Genomic DNA, 19756 nt, shown 5'->3' on the forward strand with positions numbered 1-19756 from the left:
CTACTGCCCCATCGCCGAGAGGCCGTCGAGGATGTAGGTCAGCCCGAAGTCCGGGCCGTAATCCTGGAGCGTCCCTGTGCTGCAGCCCAATTGGCGCAGGTGCATCAGATTGCACAGCTCCTTGGCCGACTGGCTGTCGGTGAGCGCCTTGTCGAGCAGGCCGTGCACACGGATCGCGCCATTGGTGCGGTCGACGGTGTTGTACAGGTTTTCCAGTGTCAGCGGGAGCACGTCCAGCATCTCGGCCACGACGCGCTGATCCGCGACAACCGTCTTGGCGACCGTGTCCCCGTTGCGGACGGCCTGCTTGAGGTTGTCGCGATTGTTCTCGATCAGCGTGGTGACTTCTTCGAGTATCCGGTTGATGGTCCGCCCGGTGGCGCCGGTGCCGAACTTCTCGTCCGCCAGGATCTGGCTGAGCTGCCGTGTGGTGGAACCGAACTCGCGTACCTTGGCGTCGTTGCGCGCGGCCGCCTCGGTGATCGAGCTGAGGTCGGTGATGATGGTGGTCAGTTGCTCGCGGGTGGTGACGCCACGCTCGGAGCTGAGGCGCAGCGCTTTGGAAAGCTCGTCGAGGGCGGCCAGGATCTTCTTGCCGTTCCCATCGGTGATGGCGACCGCCGCGTCGCTCAGGTCGGCGACCGGGCCGCCGCCTTTCCCGTCGCCCTTGAGCGATTTGGAGACTTTGTCGAGCATGTCGAGCACGCGGTCGAACGCCACGGGCGTCTTCGTCCTGGTCAGTCCGATGGTGTCGTGGTTCTTGAGCACCGGTCCGCTCCGGTATGGCGGGGTCAATTCAACCTGGCGGTCGGTGAGTATCGAGGTGGTGATCGTGACGGCACGGACCGCGGCGGGGATCTTGACCTTCTTGTCCAGCGTCAGCTCGGCCTCGACGTAACTGCCTTTGGACGTGACCTTGCTGACCTTCCCCACCGGCATGCCGAGCACCGCTACCACGTTTCCCTCGTAAAGGCCGGCGGCGCTGTCGAATTGAGCGATCACGGTCATCGTGTCTAGTCGGGATTTGACATAGTGCCCTACCAAGCCGATGGCGACGGCCGCCGCCGCGGCTGCCACGGCCGCGACGGCGATGAGCCTGCGCCGACCTGAAATCATTTGCAGTCCTTGAAGTACTGGATCATCTTGAATTCCTTCGCGCGCCCACTGATGGCGCACATCCACGAGTCGATGGCGAGCCCGTTGGGCAGGTTGAATTCGACGACCGGACCGTAGCCGGTGGCGTTCGTCAAGCCCCGCAGCGCCACCGGGGCGACCTGCAGCGTGTTGCGCACCAAGTCGTCGTGCTGGCCGATCATGTTCGTCAGGTCATGCAGGTTGACGAACAATTCGTCGAGCATGGGGCGGTTGGTGACGACGACCTTGTCGAGCTGATCGACCAGCTCGGTCAGCGCCGCGAACATGGCGTGGAAGGTGGCCTGGCGGGCCACCAGGTGGCCGAGCAGGTCCTGCCCTTGATCCATCAGATGCCCGATGTTGGTCTGCTGGCGCCGCAGCGTATTGACCACTCGCTGAGTGCTTTTCAGCAGCGTGCCGAGCTGTCCCCGGCGGTCGGCGGTGATCGTCGACAACGTCTGCAGGTTCGCGACCGCCTGCGGAACCAGCGGGGGCACCCCGCCCAGTTGCTTGCCCAGCACGGCGAGCGACTGCGCGAACTGGTCGGAATCGACCTGCTCGAATGTGGTGGTGGCGTCTTCGAGCAGAGACTGCAGGTCGTAGGGCACCGCCGTGTGGGACAGGGTGATCGTCTTGCCCGGAATCGATCCCGGGCCGTCGGGCACCAGCTCCAGATAGCGCGATCCAAGGATGGTCATCACCTTGATGACCGCCCGGGTGTCCTTGCCCAGCGCGACGTTGTCCCGCACGCTCAAGCCCGCTTCGACGTGATCGCCGTCGAGTTTCATGCTGGTGACGTGCCCGACCTCGATCCCGGCGATGGTGATGGGGTTTCCGGGCCGCAGCGTGGCGGCTTGCAGGAATTCGGCGGTGTAATGGGTGTAACCGACGCCGAGAAGCTTGATCCCCAGCGACACCGCGACGAGGACCGCGACCACCGCCAGCCCGCCCAGCCCGAGCCAGGTCCTGTTGTAGGACTCGAGCGGTCGCCAGCGCAGCCATCGGGTTCTCAGTGCGTCAGCCATTGGCCATGTTCCTGCATCGCGGGGTGTGCCACCCCATGTTCTTCGTGGTGATCGGATACGCGTTTCCGGGCGTGGCCGCGTTGACGATGAACGTGGTGATGTCGTTGAGCCCGGGGAAGAAGCCCGTCGCGTTCAGGTCACACGCGTAGGCGTTGCCGTAGGAACCCTCGCTGAGCGCCCGCGCGAAACCCTTGAGCAATAGGGGGAGGTTGTCACCGGTGAACGCCAGCTGGGGCTCGATTCCGGCCAGGTGCTTGCTGAATCCCGGCTCCCGGGTGATCAGCTGGTTCAATGACGGGTCGACGTCATCGGCGATCGCCGCGAGGCGGCGGGTCACGCGGGCGATCGAACCCACCGAGTCCTGCAGCGCCGGGCGGCGGGCATCGAAATTGGCTACCGCGGAGCGGGTTTGATCGAGGGCGTGGTCGAGGTCGTCGTTTTGCCGCGCGACGGTGTCGGTGACCTTGGTGAGATTGCTGATGAGGTCGCCCAACGACTGGTCGCGCGCCGACAGCGTCCGCGTGATCGTCGAGGTCTGCTGCACCAGCAGCGGAATGGACGCCTGGTCGCCTTGCAGCGACTGCAGGACCCCCTTGGTCAGGTCGTCGGCGTCTTTGGGGTTGAGCAGGGTGAACAGCGGCTCGAAACCGTTGAGCAGCTTGCCGACGTCAAAGGAGGGGTCGGTCTGCTGCACCGGTATCACGCTGCCCGCCGAAAGCATTCCCCTGCTGCCGGTTTCGCCGAGCGACAATCCCAGATAGCGCTGCCCGATGATGTTCTGGTAGGTCACCGATGCGACCGTGTTGCCGTACAGGTGCTGGTCGTTCTCGACGATGAACGAGACCTTCGCCAATTTGCCGGCCAATTCGATGTTTTCGACGCGGCCCACCCGCACGCCGGCCATACGGACGTCGTCGCCGATGCGTAGTCCATACACGTCGGTGAACATCGCCGCGTACGGCGTGGTCGGCCCGGCCACGTCGCGCCGCAGGGTGGCGTACACCATCCACGTCACGGCGATGGCGATCGCCATGAACAGCGACAGCCCGATCAGCGGTCCGCGTACCTTCATTTCGGCTCACCACCCGGCGCGGGCTGCGGTTGCTGTGGTTTCAGGGAGACCGTGGCGCCGCGCGCCACCGGGCCCAGCAGCAGTTGCGTCGCTACCGACGCCGGACGGCCCTGGCCGGTGATCGCGCCGAGTTGGTCACGTTCGTGTTGGCTGCCCACCGGGCCGACGTTGCCGCCGTAGGTCGCCGGCGCGGCCGCGTCGGGCGGGCCCGGACTCGGGGGAGGCGGTCCCGGCGCCGGTGCCGGCGGCGCGTCGTCGGGGACGGCGGTCCCCGGGACGCGGGGTGTCGGGCCGATCTGCCACGGCCACCACGGCAACGGCGGGTTGGGGTCTTCCAGGCTGGGATTCGGGTTGAACAGGGGCGGGCCCACCGCGGTGAGGTTGCCATCGGGTCCGATCTGCGTGCCCGGGGGCGGCGCCAAATCCGCTGGCGCGTGGTAGTTCTGCGGCAACAACACCTCGGGCAGGTCCGGGCGCACCGCGATGGTCGGGGCGGTGTAGCAGCTCGGCCCGAGCAACTGACCATACCGCGGGCAATCGGCGCGGGTGTAGGTGTAGGTCGGGGTGAGCGCCAGATTGACTCGCATGTTCCCGGTGTCCATTTCCGGGTCCCACACCTCTTCGAAGAACTTGTCGGACAGCCGGTTCAGCCGAGTGAAGATGGGGACGAATTTGTCGCTGTTCAGGGCGAACACGCCGAGGGCGGGCGTGAGGTTCTGGCTCATCTCGATCAGCTGGTCGGTGTGGTTGTCGAACGCTTGCCGGTTCACGCCGAAGGTGTGGCGCGAGCCGCTGACCAGAGACCGGAATTGCTCGCGCTTTTCGGCCAGGGTTTGCATCGGTTTGACCGCGTCGTGCAAGACGTCGACGAGGTCGGGCGCGGTGGCCTGCAGGCCGCGGGTGGCGTCCAGCAGCGCGGAGACCGTGGACGGGCCGGGGTCGGTGGTCACGATGGCATTGAGCTCGTCGAGCACCCGGGTCAGCTGCGCGCCGGCGTTGAGCAAGGTGCCGCGCCGGTTGTTGGTGGCGGCCGCGACGGCGGCCAGGATGCCGACACTGTGGTCTTCGCGGCCCCGGCCGGTCGCGGCCAGGATGTCGCGTAGCTTGCTGATCGTGGTCTGGAAGATCACCGTCGACAGCTGCAGGTCCTCGGGGATGCGCGTCCCGTTGCGGATGCTCGGGCTCGGGGCGCCGTCGACGAGTTGCACCGACGAGACCGCGAACACGTTGCTGGGCACCACGCGCGCGGTCACCGCGCTCGGGATGTCCTTGGCGTATTCGGGTTTGAGGTTGATGTGCACGTAGTTCGGCTTGCCGTAGGCCGCCGGGACGACGTTGTCGACGGCGCCGACGAGCAGCCCGTGGTATTTGACATCGGACCGCGCCGGCAGCCCATCGCCCACGTTCGTCAGCTCGGCGACCACGCGGATGTAGTCGTTGAGCCGGCCGGTGGACTTCAGCAGCAGGCTTCCCGTGATCAGTCCCGCGATCAGCAGCACCGCCGCGCCCAGGGCCACCAGCTGTTGGTCGGTGGGGCCCCGCCCGTCGAAATCTAGCGAATTGGCCATTCAGCCACCGAATCTCGCGCCGGCGTCGATGCTCCACAGCGCCATCGTGAGCAACATGTTGACCATGATCACGACGGTGATGCTCGCCCGCATGGCATGGCCGGCCGCGACGCCCACGCCCTCGGGTCCGCCCGCGGCGTAGAACCCGTAGTAACACTGCACAGTGGAGGAAAGCCACACGAAGACAACGCATTTGAGTACCGAGTAGGCTATGTCCTTGGCGCTGAGCATCATGGTGAAGTAGTGCAGGTACGGGCCGATCGATCCGCCGCTGATGATGTTGGCGACCACCTGGCACGTGAGGTAGGTGACGGCGAGGCAGGCGATGTAGAGCGGGATGACGGCGATGACGGAGGCCATCAGCCTCGTCGTGACCAGGAACGGGATGGGGCGTATCGCCAGGGATTCCAGGGCGTCGATCTCTTCGGCGATGCGCATGGCGCCGAGTTGGGCGGTGAACCGGCAGCCGGCCTGCATCGCGAACGCCAGGGAGGCCATGATGGGCGCCAGTTCGCGGGTGTTGACCAGTGACGAGATGATCCCGGTGGCGGGGCCGAGGCCGAGCAGGTTGAGAAAGTTGTATCCCTCCACGGCCACCAGTGCGCCGGCGGTGAAGCCGAGGACCACCGCGACGCCGGCGGTGCCGCCGCCGACCACGATCGAGCCGTTGCCCCATGCGATGTTCGACAGCAATCGTAGGAATTCCGTGCGGTATTGCCGAAGGACGATCGGCACCGCGAGCACGGCACGGACGAAGAAGACCAGCATGTGTCCCAGCCGCATGGTAGGTGCGGCCGCGACCCGGTACGCGCCGATGAACGGTCGTGCGAGTCCGGGAACGTATGCGGAGGCCGTCATTTCACAGTCCCGTCCTGGGGAACAGTGTGTTGTACAACTGGCTGATCCCGACGTTGACGATCATCAGCACCAAAATCGACTCCACCACGGCCGCGTTCACCGAGTTGGCCACGCCCGCCGGCCCGCCCTTGGTGAAAAGCCCTTTTTGGCAGGCGATTACCGCCACGATGGCTCCGTAGATCACGGCCTTGAGCAGCGCGACGATCATGTCCTCCGTGGTGGCGAACGACGAAAACGTCGCCACGAAACTTCCCGGTGCGCCGCGTTGGAAGTAGACGTTGAACAGATAACTGGCCAAAAAGCCGACGAAGCAGGTGATTCCGGTCAGCGCCACGCCGACCATGATGGCGGCGGCGAAGCGAGGGACGACCAGGCGGCGGATTACCGAGACCCCCATGACCTCCATGGCGTCGGTTTCTTCGCGCATGGTCCGAGACCCGAGGTCCGCGGTGATGGCGGACCCGACGGCCGATGCCATCAGCACCGCGGCCACCAGCGAGGCGGCCTGACGGATCACGGCGAGCCCACTGGCGGCGCCCGCCAGCGAGGTCGCGCCGACCTGGTTGGCCAACAGGGCGAACTGGATGGACAGCGTCACCCCGATGGGCAGCGCCACCAGGACCGTGGGCAGCACGGCGGTCGCCGCCATGAAGGCCCCCTGCCGCACGAACTCCGCCCACTGGAAGCGGCCGGTGAACAGGTCGACCATGCAGTACTCGACCGTGCGGACCGCGAGGATGTACTGCTCGCCCAGTGTGTTCAGCGAGGCGAGGGGGTGCCGCACCACATAGCCCGCGGACCACTCCTGGATGGTGGCCACACTGTCGGGCGCCCGGTCCTCGGTGAGCGGGCGATCGTCCTGGGCGGTCATCGCCGGATGCGCCTCAGCGCGGCCACTCGCCGGTACGGCTGTTCATCGGTGAACCTTTGCTGTGCCCCCACGGGCGGCTATGTTAACCGCTATTCAGGCTATGCGAAAGATCTCACTTTGCACTTTGTGCAGATTTGGCGCTCAATTGCCCCGCCTGGTGCCGCTATGACCCGTGGTCACTTTGCATCTTCGCCTGCCAGCGGGCCCTTGACGCGACGCCGACTTCGCGAGAAGATCCCGTTCCGGGCCACAGATGTTACTGGACATTTGTCGACTAAATGGTTGGTTAGAGCGGTCGCGAGTTATCGTGTTCTCGGGGAAGGCGCGGATGATTCTGGCGAGGTTGCGACAGGCGGGCGGAGGCATCGTGTGTGCCGGCCCGGCGCTGCTCGCGACCGCCGTCGTGCTTTCCGGCACCGCCTACGCCGATCCGGGTGAACCTCCCCCACCACAGCCGGCGTTCACGCCCGCGCCCAGCGATTGGTCACCGAACTTCGACGTCTGGCCCTACAACACGTTCACCTCTCGGGTGACCCCCGAGATGATCGGCGGAATGTCCGACTCCTGCCAATGGTTCAAGTCCCAATTCGATCCGTTGATGGGCCAGATCAACGACTTCAATCGCTACCTCGGTGACCACCATGACGACTACACGGCCGGCGGCGTGCAGCGGAACGCCGATGCCGTTGTCGCCAACATCGATCGGTCGACGGCCTTTCTGGGCCCGCGGGTGAAGCCGCTGATCATCACCAACGAACCCGACAACTTCGGCCCCTATTCGCCGTTATACGGCGGGGAATCCATGGTCCACTTGGCATTTCAGTTGTCCCGGATCAGCGACAGCATCAAGAGAAAGGATCCGTCGGGCGTCACCCACGCGAATATCGTCTCGGCCATCGGCTGGGCGAACGCGCTGCGTGACTCCGGCGCATGTAACTGATGAACCATCGCCCATCGCTACGAACAGTCGGCAACCCACGGACGTGGTTGGTGAGTCGCTTCCGAATCGCCGCAGAAGGCACAGAAGTTGCCGAAGACACGGAAGCGGCGGAGGCCGAGGACGACGACGTCAGCCGTCCACCGGCCGACGCCTCCCCGGACACGGACCCCGGTGAGGGCTCTGCCGACGGGGAAGACGATCAGCGTCCGAGCAAGCGAAAGGGCCGGCGGGTCAACGTCGCTCGTTGGGCGGCCGCTCTGATTCTGGCGGTCGTACTCGCCGGCGCCGGATACGAGGGCTGGTTGCTGTTCCAGCATCACCAGAAGGACGTGGCGGCGGCCCAAGCACTCACTGCGGCAAAGAAATACATCCTCGCGCTGACCAGCGTGGACACCAACGCGATCGACAAGAACTTCGCCGAAGTCCTCGACGGCTCGACCGGCGAGTTCAAGGACATGTACACGAAATCCAGCGCCCAGCTGCGCCAAACGCTCATCGACAACAAGGCGGCGGCGCACGGCAACGTCGTCGACGCGGCGGTCCAGTCGGCGACCGAGGACAAGGTGGACGTTGTGCTGTTCGTGGATCAGTCGGTGAGCAACGGTGCGGCGCCGGCACCTCAGCTGGACCGCAGCAGGGTAAAGATGACGATGGAAAAGGTGGACGGCCGATGGCTGGCCAGCAAGGTCGAACTGCCGTGAACTGATGCGCCGGTGGCCTGTTCAGGCGCGCCAGGCTTGTTTGGCCACCCGATAGAAGTTGCCACCGAGGACCGCGTGGATGTCACGACCGTTCCATCCCCTTCCCCGCAGGTGCTCACCGAGTGTCACAAAGGTTTCCGGCGGCACCCACTGGATCGGGCCCCAGCGGGTGTAGCTGGCGTCGAACAGGTGGGGATTGCGGCGCAGTTCGTTGGTGAAATCGGCGGCGTCGAAACAGAAGTCGGTGCTGATACCGACGTGTTCGATGCCGACGAGGTCGACGGCGTATTCGAGGTGCCGTGTCATCGCTTCCAGCGTGGGCGTGTTGGGTCCGAGGAAGATGCCGACGCCGGTGATGCCGATGACACCGCCCGTCTGCGCGCAGGCCCGGGCCTGATCGTCGGTGATGTTGCGGGGATGGTCCCACAACGCGCTCATGCATGAGTGGCTGTAAATGACCGGGCCGGTCGATACCTCGCACATGTCGAGACCGGTGCGCGCACTGCAGTGAGACCCGTCGGGAACGATGCCGACCGTGTTCAGTTCCGCGACGATCGCACGGCCCCAGGCGGTGAGGCCGCCGTCGGTGCGGTCGAGGCAGCCGCTGCCCGCGCGGTTGGCGTTGTTATAGGTCGGCAACAGGGTGCGCACTCCCAGGTTCGCCAGCCTCCGCAGATTCTCCAGGTCGTCGTCAAGCGGGCGTGAATCTTCCAGGTCGAAGACGACCGCGATGCGCCCGGCTTGGGTCGCCGCGTCTACCTCACCGAGGGTGGCCGCCAATTCCAGGCCGGGGTGGTCGTCGATCGCGGCACGATAGTGATCCAGCAGCGCCACGGCGTCGCTGAAGCTGTGTGGTGAATATCCCGCGTTGACCGAAAGCACCGTGCCACCGGCGAATTGGTAACGATTCAACGGTTCGATGTCGGCGTCGGTGGCGAGCGGCAGGCACGTGTGCTGGTCCCACAACAGGGCGGTCATGGTGGTGAACTCTCCTGAGGCGAGCCGTTACCCTCGAGCGCGGAGTCGACGGCCCGATCGGCCAGTTCGGGCCAGGGCCTCGGTTCGCGCGGGGACGCGGGCGGGTCGGCCAAGCGACGATGCCACCAGCCGACATCCCACCATCTTTGTCGCTTGAAGCCCACGTCGCGAAAGACGCCGACCGGGGTGAAGCCCAAGGCTTCGTGCAGACCGACACTGGCAGCGTTGGGAAGCGTGATGCCGGCATAGGCATTGATGTGCCCCTGTGCGGCAAGCACATTCAGCAGCGCCGTGTAAATTCGGCGGCCATGTCCCCGGCCCTGAACGGATGTGTCGAGGTACACCGAAACATCGACGCACCAACGGTAGGCGTCCCGTGCCCGGTGTGGGCTTGCGTAGGCGTATCCCTTGGGGCCTCGACTGTCCGCGACGACCAGCCAGGGCAGCGTTGCCAGCGTGGTGGTCATCCTCGACCGCATCTCCTGAACGCTCGGGGCGACCGTCTCGAAGGACACGGCCGTGTCCCGCACATACGGCAGATAGATGTCCACGATGGCGCCCGCGTCCTCGGGCGTGGCCATTCTTAGCCTCACGACCACAGAAGGCTAGCCGCACGACGGCCGATGGTCGCGGCCTTCAGGAAAAGAACCTGGCCATAAGGGCTTCTGCGAACGGGCGATGCGTGGTGTTTTGCGAAGACGCGAGCAACCAGCGCCCGTCGGTCCGCACGGCGACACTGGTGTTCACCCGGGCATTGCGCCGGTTGCGTCGCCGCCTCACCACCGTCGCGTTCGCGTGAATCAGCGCCACGTCGGGTGTGAGAAACCGGAGCTGGGCGACGTCGATCCGTAGCCGGGTGCCCTTGAGGAGCTTGCGGAACAGCGGGGCGTACGACGCCGCAATCGCGTCGCGGCCCGTATGGTGGGCGCCCAGAAAGGTGACGTAGTCCGCATCCGCGGTGAAGACACTGGCGTAGGCGTCGGGATCGCCTGCCGCCCAACCCCTTACCTGCTGATCGATCAGCCCGCGGATCGCGTCTTCGTCGGCCCGCCGCTCACCGGTCGTCACAATGCCTCCCGCAATCGATGGTGTCGATGCTGCTGCGCCCGTCGGAATCGTTGCCGCAAGTTGGCTCGAAGGACGCGAGACAACAACGTGGGGTCCTGCAGCCGCACCGGTGGGTCGACGAGGTGAGTGACCCGCAGCAGGCGTTCGGTGACCGCGGTGTCGTCGCCGGCGGCGTTCAGCATCGCCCCGACCAGACGGCCCCGCAGCCGCCGTTGCAGGGAAGGCTTGCGGTTCGACGACCGGTTGCGGTCGTTGGCCTGATTCATCGCCCATGTCGGCCGGATGCCGCGTGCCGCCATGAGGAAGAAGCGCTGGGCCAAGTCGGCGTCGCCGCCGCGTAGGCAGTCACGCAGTGCCAGCGCTTGCTGCGCCGCCATTGTCATGCCTTGCCCGTACACCGGGTTAGGGCTGCAGAGCGCATCGCCGATGACGAGCAGTCCGCGGGGGAGTCTCGTCATGTGGTCGTAGCGCCGCCAAACCGCCGCGGGATTGCGGAAGGTGGCAATGTCCGCGAGCGGGTGCGCGCGGCGTAGCCCGTCCATGATTTCCGGGGGCAATGCACCCTCGGCCAGCGCAAGCATGGTGGCGAAATCGGGTGGCGCCCCGCCCGTGTCGATGGTGCGGGCGACCGCGAACATCCAGGTGTCGTTCTCGCAGGCCAGCAGCAGCCCGCCGGGCTTGCCACGGAGCCCGAGGTTGAACACGACCATCTGCTCGTTGATGCATCCGTTAGGGATGCTCAGCAGTTGGCTGGAATAGCCCAGCATGGCGGTGGAGCGCGTCTCGGGCGGGCGTCCGTAGCCCATCCCCTCTAAAAACGCCGGGGTGCGGGCGGACCGGCCCATCGCGTCGACGAGCAGATCGGCGGCCAGGTCCCCCGGCGTGCCGTTGTCGTGCTGCACTATTCGCACGCCGGCAATGGCATTTGCCTCGGTGAGCGGCTCGATCACCTCATGGCCCTCGAGAAACCGCACGTTGGGCAGATTCGCGACGCGTCGATGCACATGGGACTCCACAAAAGGTCGCGTCGCCAGGCACAACGTCACCGCCGTGGGATCAGTCAACGTGCCCGCACGTTGGAGCTCGTAGCGGCCCGCCCGCACATAAAGCCGCGACAAGTCGCCGTCGTCGATGACAACCGCACCGGCGGCGCCCAGCTCGTCAATCAGCCCGGGAAACAGTTCGGCGAGCACCTGCGTGCCGCGGCTCAGGAAATTGTGGATGTGACGCCCTTGTGGCACACCCTTCCGGTGAATGGGAAGGCCGAGAGTCTTGTCACGCTCGATGACGCACACCGAGTCGTAGGCATCCGAAAGTACCCGCGCGGCAAGCAGACCCGCGATGCCCGCACCTAGCACAACGGCGTGCTCACGCGAGGCGTTCACGGCACAGGCCTGTGAACAGAGGAGCCCACACGGTTTGTGGTGTGACCCATGCCGCAGCAGCATACCGCAAATCTAAGGTTATGGTAAGAATATTAAGGCGATGATAATACGGCTTCCGCCACGGCCGACCGGCGGGATCCGTGGAGATCGCAGTCCCTCCCGGACAACGGCACGCACCTCAACACGGTGAAAGTTGGATCTATGCACAGCTTTTGGGACATGGGTGGCCCTCCTGGCGTCCATTCCGATGATTCGCTGCCACCCACAGGGCCGCCGTGGATGCGCGAGCATGCTTTCGAAATTGTTCCGCTGCAGTTAAAGTGGGGCGTCGGCGCGGCTGACCTGCATCACGAATAGGGAGGGTCAAACTGTTCTCCCGTTCGCGCCAGCTACCCGTTACACCGGCGTGGTTCACTTCCGCACTCGATCAACAGCCCGAGCACGGCGAGGTCGATGTCGACGGCTGCCGTATCCACCTACGCATTTGGGGTGCCGCCGACCAGCCGCCGGTGGTGCTGATCCACGGCGGCGGAGCCCACTCCGGTTGGTGGGACCACATCGCGCCGTTCATTTCCCGTACCCACCGGGTGATTGCGCTGGATCTGTCCGGCCATGGCGACAGCGGGTCGCGCGCCAACTATGACCTGCGGATCTGGGCGAGCGAAGTGATGGCCGCCGCGTCCGCCGCGGGCCCCGCCGGGAGGCCGACCATCGTCGGCCACAGCATGGGCGGTTGGGTCGCATCCACAACGGCGATGCACCACAGCCGGCAGATCAACAGCATGTTGGTGATCGATTCGCCGCTGTGGGAGCGTGCGCCGGAGGAAGAACGCCTACGCCGGCACAAACACACCGAATATCGGACGAAAGACGAGATCCTGGCCCGGTTTACGGCCGTGCCGTCGCAGGAGTTGATCCTCCCCTATGTCCGCCGGCATATCGCGGCGGAGTCGGTACGCAAGTCCGACGGGGGCTGGGTTTGGAAATTCGATCCGGCGATTTACGGCGGTGAGTATCTCGATCCGACGCCCGCCGACGAGGAATCGCTGGAGAGCATGCTCGCCGCGATGCGCTGCCGCGTGGGGTATTTGCGTTGCGAGGCCGGATTGGTGCCGCCCGCCATGGCCGAACGGATCCGCTCCCTCCTGCAGCTGAGGGGCCCGTTTGTCGAGCTGGCCGAAGCCGGTCATCACCCGATGCTGGATCAGCCGCTTCCCCTGGTCGCGACGCTACGGACGCTGCTGGAATTCTGGTCGATCACCTAGGCCCGTGCGCGGCGGGCCAGCTTCGCGGGCTGGTCGATGATCAGGGCCTTGCCCTGCTGCCGGATCCAGCCGCGCTGGGTGAAATCCGATAGCGCCTTGTTGACCGTTTCGCGCGAGGAACCGACGAGTTGAGCGAGCTCTTTTTGCGTGAGGTGATGCTCGACGCGCACCGGTCCCCCGCTGTTGGTACCGAAACGCATTGCCAGATCGAGGATTTGCTTGGCGACCCGGGCGGGCACATCGGTGAAGATCAAGTCGCACAGCGTGTTGTTGGTGTGCCGGAGCCGACGCGCCAGCACCCGTAGCAGCTGCTCCGCGATTTCGGGGCGTTCGGCCATCCATGTTCGCAGGGCGTGGCGGTCCATCCTGACGGTCTCCACCTCGGTCAGCGTGATCACCGTCGAGGTTCGCGGGCCCGGATCGAACAGTGCGAGCTCGCCGAACACGTCGCCGGGGCCCAGCACCGCGAAGACGGTTTCACGGCCGTCGGCGGTCTGATGACGGATCTTCACCGAACCCGCCAAGATCACGAAGAGGTCGTCGCCCGCCTCGCCCTCGACGAAGACGGTGCGCCTGCGCGGGAAGGAGACGTGCTGCAGGTGGCGGGCCAACGCGGCGACCGCGTCGGGTGCAATTCCCTGGAAGATGCCGGCTCGCGCCAAAATGTCGTCCACGCCGCCCCTTTCAACGCGTTCCGCACGGCGTTTGCGCGCACTAGGCGCTACTCCGGGTTGGGGGCGTCTTGGCTCGCGTCCTCGACTTTACACGAGGGTTAAATTCCGTAACGCAGCAGGTCGGGCGGCTAGGCGGCCGGCGTCGTGGCGGTCGACGCGGTGGTGACTTCGGAGTAGACGTTGCCGCACGCATCGCAACGGACCTGATACTCGAGCTTGTCGTCGCGCTCTAGAAAGCTGTACTGCGCCCATGCCATGCATCGCGGGCACCGTGCGCGACCGTGTTCCACTGCCATTCACCAAACCCCTCATTCGCACAGATGCAGTGGAAGTACCCCGTGCAAAGCTGGTCTAATCACCGACTTGCGGGCCCTGCCCGCCGCCTAGTAATTCAGCCCGGAGAACATCACCCGGCCGGGATCATACTTTTGCCGCACCGCGCTCAGCCGAGACAGGTTCGGGCCGAAATAGCGCGCCGGCGACTGGCCGGCCTCGATGTAGTTCACGTAGCCGCCGACCGAATACTGTTGCACCGCTTGGTGTGCCGTGCCGAGCCAATTCGTCGCGGCCGCAGGATCGCCGGTTTCGACGTACCACTGCACCAGCGCCGACTGCCGGCGCCAGGGAAAGGCCGTCGCCCCCGGCGCCACGGTGGCAAGGGCGCCGTCGAGCGCGTGCATGATCGCCAACATGCGCCCGGCGCCGCGGGGAAAGGCGTTGACCGCCGCGGCGATCCCCTGCGCGACGCCCGCGTTGACGGTGGCGAAGACGTCGGATCCGCCGACGTAGCCGAGCGGTGACGGGTTGAGGTTCCCGACCGCCAGGTAGTTCACCAGGTCCATGTAGTTGAAGGTGTGGTTCTCGGTGCCGGAGGGCTGCATTCCGACCGCCTGGGTGATGGCCGCCGCCGTGCTGTTGCCGGATCCGGCCGGGGAGGTCGCCATGATTCGGCAATGCGTGCCCGTCGCGTCGACGGTGGCGTCGGCCAGCGCCCAGCTGTTTCGGTCCGCGGTGCGCAGCCAGTTCTGCCATCCGACGAGGACCTGGGCGAACGACTCCGGCGGGAAGTTGAGGTTGACGACGTCGACGTCCTTGGTGGGGAACGTCGCGAAGGTCAGCGAGGTCGTCACACCGAAGTTGCCGCCACCGCCGCCGCGCAGCGCCCAGAACAGGTCGGGGTTGCTGGCCGCGGATGCGGTGACCGCCTGGCCGTTGGGCAGCACGACCGACGCCGATGTCAGCTGGTCGCAGAGCAGACCCGCGTGCCGGGACTGGGCACCCAGGCCGCCGCCCAGCGCGTGCCCCGCGGCGCCGACCGATGGGCAGGTGCCCGTCGGGACGCCCCGGCCGGCCGCGGCAAGCGTCCGGTGCATCGTGTAGAGGCTGGTGGCCGGCGTCACCGTGACCTGCCCCGTGGCCGCGTCGTAGTTGGCGTCCCCGGGCAGTTGGCGCAGATCGAGCACCATGGTCCCGTTGGCGGTCGACGCTCCGATGTAGGAGTGCCCGCCACTGCGCGGAGCGACCTTGAGGTTGTGGGCGGCGGCGAACGCCATCGCCTTCTGCACGTCGGCCGCCGACGTGGGGGTGACGACGGCCGCCGGCGTGGACCCGTTGTAGTTGGTGTTGAAAACCTGTTTGGCACTGGCGAATTGGGGGCTGTCCGGGAGCAGCACCTTGCCGCCGAGCGCGGTGGAAAGGCCTTCCCACCCGGACGGCCTGGGATCGGCGAAAGCACGGGGTGAGCCGAGCACCGCCCCCGCGGCTAGCGCCCCGACGGCGCCCCGCAGAAACGTCTGCCGTGAGATCTCACGCGCCAACGTCGGGCTCCCGCGACTGCCTCATGTCCCGAATTGTCGGCCACGAGAACCGTGGCGGCGCATGACATGTCGACGGTTGACCGAAACGTGCCCCAACCGTTATCCGGCGCCCTTGCCGTTGTCGACGCGATAGACGGCGCCGTGGATGGCCGCGGCGGCGTCGCTGGCAAGGAAGGCGATCACGTTGGCGACGTCGAGCGGCTGCATCATGCCGCGTGGGGAGGCCGTGCGCATGATCAGGTCGTAGTTCGGATTGTCCGGGGCGCTGAACTGTTCGATTTGGGGTGTGAGCATCCCGCCCGGGCACACGGCGTTGACGCGCAGGCGATCCGCCGTGTATTCGACGGCCAGCGCGCGGGTAAGGCCAATCAGCCCATGCTTGGCGGCGCAGTAGCCGGCCGAGTACGCCTGGCCCTCGACACCGGCGATCGAGCTGACGTTGACGATGTTTCCGCCTCGCTCCAGCAGGTGGGGCAGCGCGGCCCGGCAGAGAAAGAAGGGGCCGTTCAGGTTGACGGCGACATCCTGCTCCCAGTCGGCGTCGGACATCGACTCCGTGCGGCGCATCTGGTGTTTGCCGGCGACGTTGACGAGAATGTCTAAGCCGCCGAATTCGTTGACGCACTGCTCGACCGCGTCCCTGCAGGCCCGGGGCGAAGCGATGTCCACCGATGCGTGGCGGCCGCGTTCCACGTCGGCGAAGACGCCGGCCAGGCGTCCGGCGTCGCGACCGATGCCGAAAACCGTTGCGCCCTGCCGCGAGAACAGTTTGGCGGTTTCCGCGCCCAGTCCCGACGACGCGCCCGTCACCAATGCCACCTTGTCCTGCAGCGCAGCCATGCCAGCTCTCTTCCTTCGTCGCGGCGAGTTCGATGCGGCGTGCATGCTTCGGGCAGGCTAGTAGGACCGCATCCGCACGACGCTACCCCGCAGAAGGTCAAGTGGGGCAACCGGTCTCGATCTTCGCCCACTCGCGAACATCCGCTCGAGCTGCAGGCTCTGCCGAAGTCGGCGTGCCGTGACCACCGCGACCAGGTTGATCGCCAGCTTGCCCAGCGCGATCCTGCTGGTGCGCTTCTTCCAGCTCGGCCGCGTGGGACGCGCACGGCGGCCGACGTAGTAGCCGATGCACGTCGCTGTCGTGAGCGCGCAGATCGCCGCGATTACCGTCACGTGATGAGCGTCCTTCGTCACGGTCGCGGGAGGGTCACGCGCCGGCCACACTCCGGCCAACAAGTCTCAGGCCAGGTCGTGAGGCACGGAACCTGCCGATTCAAACAAGCTGGACCTCAACGCAATGCGATATCAGTCGATGTCGGCGCCGCCCGACATCGAGATCAGGACGCGGCGGTCACCACCGAGATGGGGATATTCGTCGTCGGGCAGGGGTACCGACAGTTGCTGTTCTGCCCAGTCGGCGGGGTCGGCCTCCACTGGCAAAAAGCTGTCCCGCGCACCGAAGTATCTGCGCGCACGGCTGTTGAGCATGGCTGGTTCGATCACGGTTACCCTCCTTCGCGACTGATGAATAACCCCGACTGTCAACATGTTTGGCTTTGTGAGGGTGGGCCGCCCGCCCCCGGACGAGTCGCCTGGCTATGGCAGTGGCCGAACCTCATCCGTGCAGGATCGAGGTAGTGCCCACGGAGTTGCCCGGGCGCGGCGGACTGGCCCATTCATCCTCGTTGTGATCTCATCACCTGCCTTTCTCCATCCTGGTGTTACCGGGCTTGGCCGACGGTCGCCGCGGAGGGCTGCGCTGCACGGCGCGCACATTGGGCGCGGGCGCGCGCCATGGCGGTGCGCATACCTCCCAGGACCGACCAGGTGACCGGGGCCCAAGCAGGGCGCACCCGGCCACTGGTGGCGCCGGTGGCCGACGAAGCAGGGTGACTGACGCCGCGCACAAGATGGCGTCGACCTCGGCAATCAGGACCGCCACCTCCGGATCATCGGCCAGCAAGAGCCCCGTCTGCCGGCCTGCTGATCCCTCGGCGTCGGTGCCGGGCGCCGCTGTCCCGGTGCCGCAGTGCGTCATCACCAACTCACGTTCTGTCAGCATGGCACCGGCCCATCAGGCGCTGATTGCGGTCTGCTGCCTATCCCCGCGGTTGACCGCGATCTTGCGTGGCTTGGCCTTCTCGGCCACAGGGATACGTAACCGCAGTACCCCGGCGTCGTAACACGCGTCGATATGTTCGGTGTCGAGATTGTCGCCGAGCACCAGTTGCCGACTGAACACCCCACGCGCCCGTTCGGTTGCCAGCATCTCCCGGCTTGGATCGACGTCGGGGCGCTCGGCGCGCACCGTCACCACATTGCGCTCGATGTCGAGGTCCAGCGACTGCTCATCGATTCCCGGCAGATCGAATTCGACCACGAACTGCTCGCCGTCGCGCCAGGCATCCATCGGCATCGCGGCAGGACGTGCCGCGGTGCCCGATAGCTGCTGAGTGAAGCGGTCGAGGTCACGAAACGGATCGCTACGAACCAACATGGTCGTCACCTCCAACACTCCCATCTGGTGTCTGTTCGCATCGGTTATCTATGCCTTGCGGCATAGTTTTTATATAGCTCGGGTCGGCGATCTTGGCAAGGGTCTGGCGAAGATTTTCGGGGCCAGTTGCCGAGAGATGTTGCCGGCCACCGCATGCAGCGGGAGATCGGGTTGACGTGACCGGGCGACGGCGCCCCCCTTCGGCGCAAGACCCCCGCGCCGCAATCGCAGAATCGCCCGGCACTGTACGCCTGTACAGCGTGCCACCGGTGTCACAATACAACGAACCGGCTGAACGAGGAGAACATGGCAGCATCCGCGCGGCGTGTGGGCGCCGAGACGTCCAAGACCCGGGACACCCTGCTCGACCATGTCGAGAAAATGATGCTCGACGAGGGATACGCGAGCGTGACCTACCGCGCCCTGGCCTCGGCCGCCGGGGTCACGCCCAGCCTGGTCCAGTACTACTTCCCGACACTCGACGACATTTTTCTCTCGGCGATCCGCCGCTATTCCGAACGCAGCCGACGGCTCCTCGACAAAGTGCTCGAATCGCGCCCCGATGATCCACTCCGCGCATTGTGGGAGTTCAGCCGTACCGAGGCGTCGGGCGCGTTGATGACGGAGTTCATGGCTCTGGGCAACCACCGCAAGTCCATCCAGGCCGAGATCGCCGCGGTGACCCAGGCCAACCGCAAGCGTCAGGTCGATGCGCTGGTCGCCAGGTTCGGCAAGAGCGCACGCCCGGGTGGACACTTCTCGCTACCCGCCCTGCAACTGCTGATCTCCGGGCTGCCCAAGTTCCTCAACCTCGAAGAGGGCATCGGCGTCAAGACCGCCCACAAGGAAGTCACCAACGCCTTCGAGAAGTACCTGGACTCGATCGAACCGGCCCCAGCGCCGAAACGTAAGACCGCCCAACGGCGTTCACCGTAGCGTTCAGGGCGGACTTCTCCAGGGAAGCCGGATCGAACCAGGGCGCAGCCAACTGCATAGCGACACCGCGGTGCCGCTCGGCTAGCGCATCACATGGGCGCACTGGGTGTGCGGATGGACGTCAAACAGGTCGCGGTAGGAGGGTGGTTGCCGGCCGTCTTCATCGTGGATGCCGTACTTGACGGCCAGTTCCGCGCCGATGAGCGTCTGGCCGCTGAGTTCGATGCATTGGTGGTCGTTGTAGAGCGCCCAGATCACATGTCCGGTGAGCTCGGGTGTTTCGGCGCTGTCGAGGATGTGCCCGAATTTCTCGGGGTTGCTGGCGATGATGGCGCGGACGCGGTCGGTGAGCAGCGATCCCATCCAGATCGATACCGCCGTGATCCCAGTGTCTTTGAAGTCGACGGCCATGTCGGCGGCCATCTTGTCGACGGCGGCTTTCGGCACTCCGTAGGCGGGTCCGAAGGCATAGTGCACCGAGCCCGACGAGGAGGTGAAGGCCACCAGGCCGCGTCGCTGCGGGAGCATCAGGGGTGCGGCATAGACGGTGGCGACGTAGCTGCTGCGCACGCCGACATCCAGGGTGTCGATGACATTGAGCGGCTCTTCCCAGAACTTGGTGCGCCCCATCATTTCGTCGCGGATGAGGGCGGCGTTGTTCACCAGGATGTCGATGCGGCCCTGTTCCTGCTCGATCCGGGTGAACAGCGCCTTGACCTGTTCGTCGTCGCCGTGATCGACACGCACGGCGATGCCCTGTCCCCCTGCGGCGCTGACCATTTCGGCCGTCCGGTGGATCGTGCCGGGCAGGGCGGCGTCACCGGCGTTCTCGCTGCGGCCGGTGACGTACACGGTGGCGCCGTGCTGTCCGAGGGCGTGGGCTATGCCGGCTCCGGCGCCGCGGCTGGCTCCGGTCACGACGGCCACGCACGGTGCGGACGACATGAGAGTTCTCCTGTCTGTCGGG

22 protein-coding genes are annotated in these 19756 nt (G+C 65.9%); 4 read left to right on the plus strand and 18 right to left on the minus strand.

The genetic code is table 11. The annotated features are described in order from the left end of the window. Genes QGN31_RS24945 through QGN31_RS24970 form a run of 6 tightly spaced genes read right to left on the minus strand, consistent with a single transcriptional unit; the run spans position 1 to position 6528 of the window. Positions 1 to 1116 carry an MCE family protein gene (locus QGN31_RS24945; protein WP_014378795.1) on the minus strand — a complete coding sequence of 372 codons (1116 nt, stop codon included), beginning with the start codon at positions 1114 to 1116 and terminating at the stop codon, positions 1 to 3. Then, the gene (locus QGN31_RS24950) at positions 1113 to 2159 is read right to left on the minus strand and encodes an MCE family protein (RefSeq protein WP_009955638.1); all 1047 of its coding nucleotides are present in this window, start codon (positions 2157 to 2159) and stop codon (positions 1113 to 1115) included. Before QGN31_RS24950 ends, QGN31_RS24945 begins: the two co-directional genes overlap by 4 nt. After that, positions 2152 to 3231 carry an MlaD family protein gene (locus QGN31_RS24955; protein ID WP_014941113.1) on the minus strand — a complete coding sequence of 360 codons (1080 nt, stop codon included), beginning with the start codon at positions 3229 to 3231 and terminating at the stop codon, positions 2152 to 2154. Before QGN31_RS24955 ends, QGN31_RS24950 begins: the two co-directional genes overlap by 8 nt. After that, a complete protein-coding gene (locus QGN31_RS24960) occupies positions 3228 to 4799 on the minus strand; it encodes an MlaD family protein (protein WP_014941112.1) in 1572 nt (523 codons plus the stop codon). Before QGN31_RS24960 ends, QGN31_RS24955 begins: the two co-directional genes overlap by 4 nt. After that, positions 4800 to 5657 carry an ABC transporter permease gene (locus QGN31_RS24965; protein WP_008262773.1) on the minus strand — a complete coding sequence of 286 codons (858 nt, stop codon included), beginning with the start codon at positions 5655 to 5657 and terminating at the stop codon, positions 4800 to 4802. It lies immediately after the preceding gene. 1 nt (position 5658) lies between these two features. Further along, the gene (locus QGN31_RS24970; protein ID WP_008262772.1) at positions 5659 to 6528 is read right to left on the minus strand and encodes an MlaE family ABC transporter permease; all 870 of its coding nucleotides are present in this window, start codon (positions 6526 to 6528) and stop codon (positions 5659 to 5661) included. A 328-nt stretch (positions 6529 to 6856) separates the two neighbouring features. Here QGN31_RS24970 and QGN31_RS24975 point away from each other — a divergent pair, with 328 nt between their 5' ends. Continuing rightward, positions 6857 to 7468 (plus strand): hypothetical protein, encoded by a 612-nt coding sequence (locus QGN31_RS24975; RefSeq protein ID WP_043955568.1) that lies wholly within the window; start codon positions 6857 to 6859, stop codon positions 7466 to 7468. After that, entirely contained in the window at positions 7468 to 8169 is a 702-nt protein-coding gene (locus tag QGN31_RS24980; protein WP_026071081.1) for a hypothetical protein, read from the plus strand. The genes QGN31_RS24975 and QGN31_RS24980 overlap by 1 nt, the downstream gene beginning before the upstream one ends. Before the next feature lie 21 nt (positions 8170 to 8190). Here QGN31_RS24980 and QGN31_RS24985 read toward each other — a convergent pair whose 3' ends face one another. From QGN31_RS24985 to QGN31_RS25000, 4 genes are read right to left on the minus strand one after another with little or no spacing between them, the layout of a single operon-like run. Beyond that, positions 8191 to 9147, minus strand: a complete 957-nt coding sequence (locus QGN31_RS24985) for a dipeptidase (protein ID WP_014941108.1) — start codon at positions 9145 to 9147, stop codon at positions 8191 to 8193. Continuing rightward, positions 9144 to 9728, minus strand: coding sequence for an arsinothricin resistance N-acetyltransferase ArsN1 family B (locus QGN31_RS24990; RefSeq protein WP_014378790.1), 585 nt, complete (start codon positions 9726 to 9728; stop codon positions 9144 to 9146). Before QGN31_RS24990 ends, QGN31_RS24985 begins: the two co-directional genes overlap by 4 nt. Before the next feature lie 55 nt (positions 9729 to 9783). Continuing rightward, positions 9784 to 10215, minus strand: a complete 432-nt coding sequence (locus QGN31_RS24995) for an SgcJ/EcaC family oxidoreductase (RefSeq protein WP_009952089.1) — start codon at positions 10213 to 10215, stop codon at positions 9784 to 9786. Next, a complete protein-coding gene (locus QGN31_RS25000) occupies positions 10212 to 11600 on the minus strand; it encodes an FAD-dependent oxidoreductase (protein WP_014941107.1) in 1389 nt (462 codons plus the stop codon). The genes QGN31_RS24995 and QGN31_RS25000 overlap by 4 nt, the downstream gene beginning before the upstream one ends. Positions 11601 to 11968: 368 nt before the next feature. Between QGN31_RS25000 and QGN31_RS25005 the strand changes: the two genes are divergently transcribed. Next, positions 11969 to 12865: an alpha/beta fold hydrolase gene (locus QGN31_RS25005; RefSeq protein ID WP_167324043.1), complete on the plus strand. Its 897-nt coding sequence runs from the start codon at positions 11969 to 11971 to the stop codon at positions 12863 to 12865. Here the strand turns inward: QGN31_RS25005 and QGN31_RS25010 are convergent. From QGN31_RS25010 to QGN31_RS25040, 7 genes are all read right to left on the minus strand, one after another. Continuing rightward, positions 12862 to 13539 carry a Crp/Fnr family transcriptional regulator gene (locus tag QGN31_RS25010; protein WP_009952093.1) on the minus strand — a complete coding sequence of 226 codons (678 nt, stop codon included), beginning with the start codon at positions 13537 to 13539 and terminating at the stop codon, positions 12862 to 12864. The genes QGN31_RS25005 and QGN31_RS25010 overlap by 4 nt on opposite strands. 128 nt (positions 13540 to 13667) lie before the next feature. Continuing rightward, a complete protein-coding gene (locus tag QGN31_RS25015) occupies positions 13668 to 13796 on the minus strand; it encodes a hypothetical protein (protein WP_008262754.1) in 129 nt (42 codons plus the stop codon). A 126-nt stretch (positions 13797 to 13922) separates the two neighbouring features. Next, positions 13923 to 15356, minus strand: coding sequence for an FAD-binding oxidoreductase (locus QGN31_RS25020; RefSeq protein ID WP_009952095.1), 1434 nt, complete (start codon positions 15354 to 15356; stop codon positions 13923 to 13925). Between the two features lie 99 nt (positions 15357 to 15455). Further along, positions 15456 to 16196 (minus strand): SDR family NAD(P)-dependent oxidoreductase, encoded by a 741-nt coding sequence (locus QGN31_RS25025; RefSeq protein ID WP_009952096.1) that lies wholly within the window; start codon positions 16194 to 16196, stop codon positions 15456 to 15458. 57 nt (positions 16197 to 16253) lie between these two features. Continuing rightward, the gene (locus tag QGN31_RS25030; RefSeq protein WP_014383609.1) at positions 16254 to 16529 is read right to left on the minus strand and encodes a hypothetical protein; all 276 of its coding nucleotides are present in this window, start codon (positions 16527 to 16529) and stop codon (positions 16254 to 16256) included. Between the two features lie 132 nt (positions 16530 to 16661). Beyond that, entirely contained in the window at positions 16662 to 16859 is a 198-nt protein-coding gene (locus QGN31_RS25035) for a hypothetical protein (protein WP_014710772.1), read from the minus strand. Positions 16860 to 17430: 571 nt separating this feature from the next. Beyond that, on the minus strand, positions 17431 to 17853 hold the full coding sequence (locus tag QGN31_RS25040; protein WP_008262748.1) for an Hsp20/alpha crystallin family protein: 423 nt from the start codon (positions 17851 to 17853) through the stop codon (positions 17431 to 17433). Between the two features lie 306 nt (positions 17854 to 18159). Here QGN31_RS25040 and QGN31_RS25045 point away from each other — a divergent pair, with 306 nt between their 5' ends. Next, positions 18160 to 18789, plus strand: coding sequence for a TetR/AcrR family transcriptional regulator (locus tag QGN31_RS25045; protein WP_043954293.1), 630 nt, complete (start codon positions 18160 to 18162; stop codon positions 18787 to 18789). A gap of 81 nt (positions 18790 to 18870) precedes the next feature. On the opposite strand, the gene QGN31_RS25050 is transcribed toward QGN31_RS25045, so the two are convergent. Next, positions 18871 to 19734 (minus strand): SDR family NAD(P)-dependent oxidoreductase, encoded by an 864-nt coding sequence (locus QGN31_RS25050; protein ID WP_014710769.1) that lies wholly within the window; start codon positions 19732 to 19734, stop codon positions 18871 to 18873. Between the last annotated feature and the right edge of the window lie 22 nt (positions 19735 to 19756).

The sequence above is a fragment of the Mycobacterium sp. 2-64 genome (assembly GCF_035918375.1).
Classification (GTDB): Bacteria; Actinomycetota; Actinomycetes; order Mycobacteriales; family Mycobacteriaceae; genus Mycobacterium; species Mycobacterium intracellulare.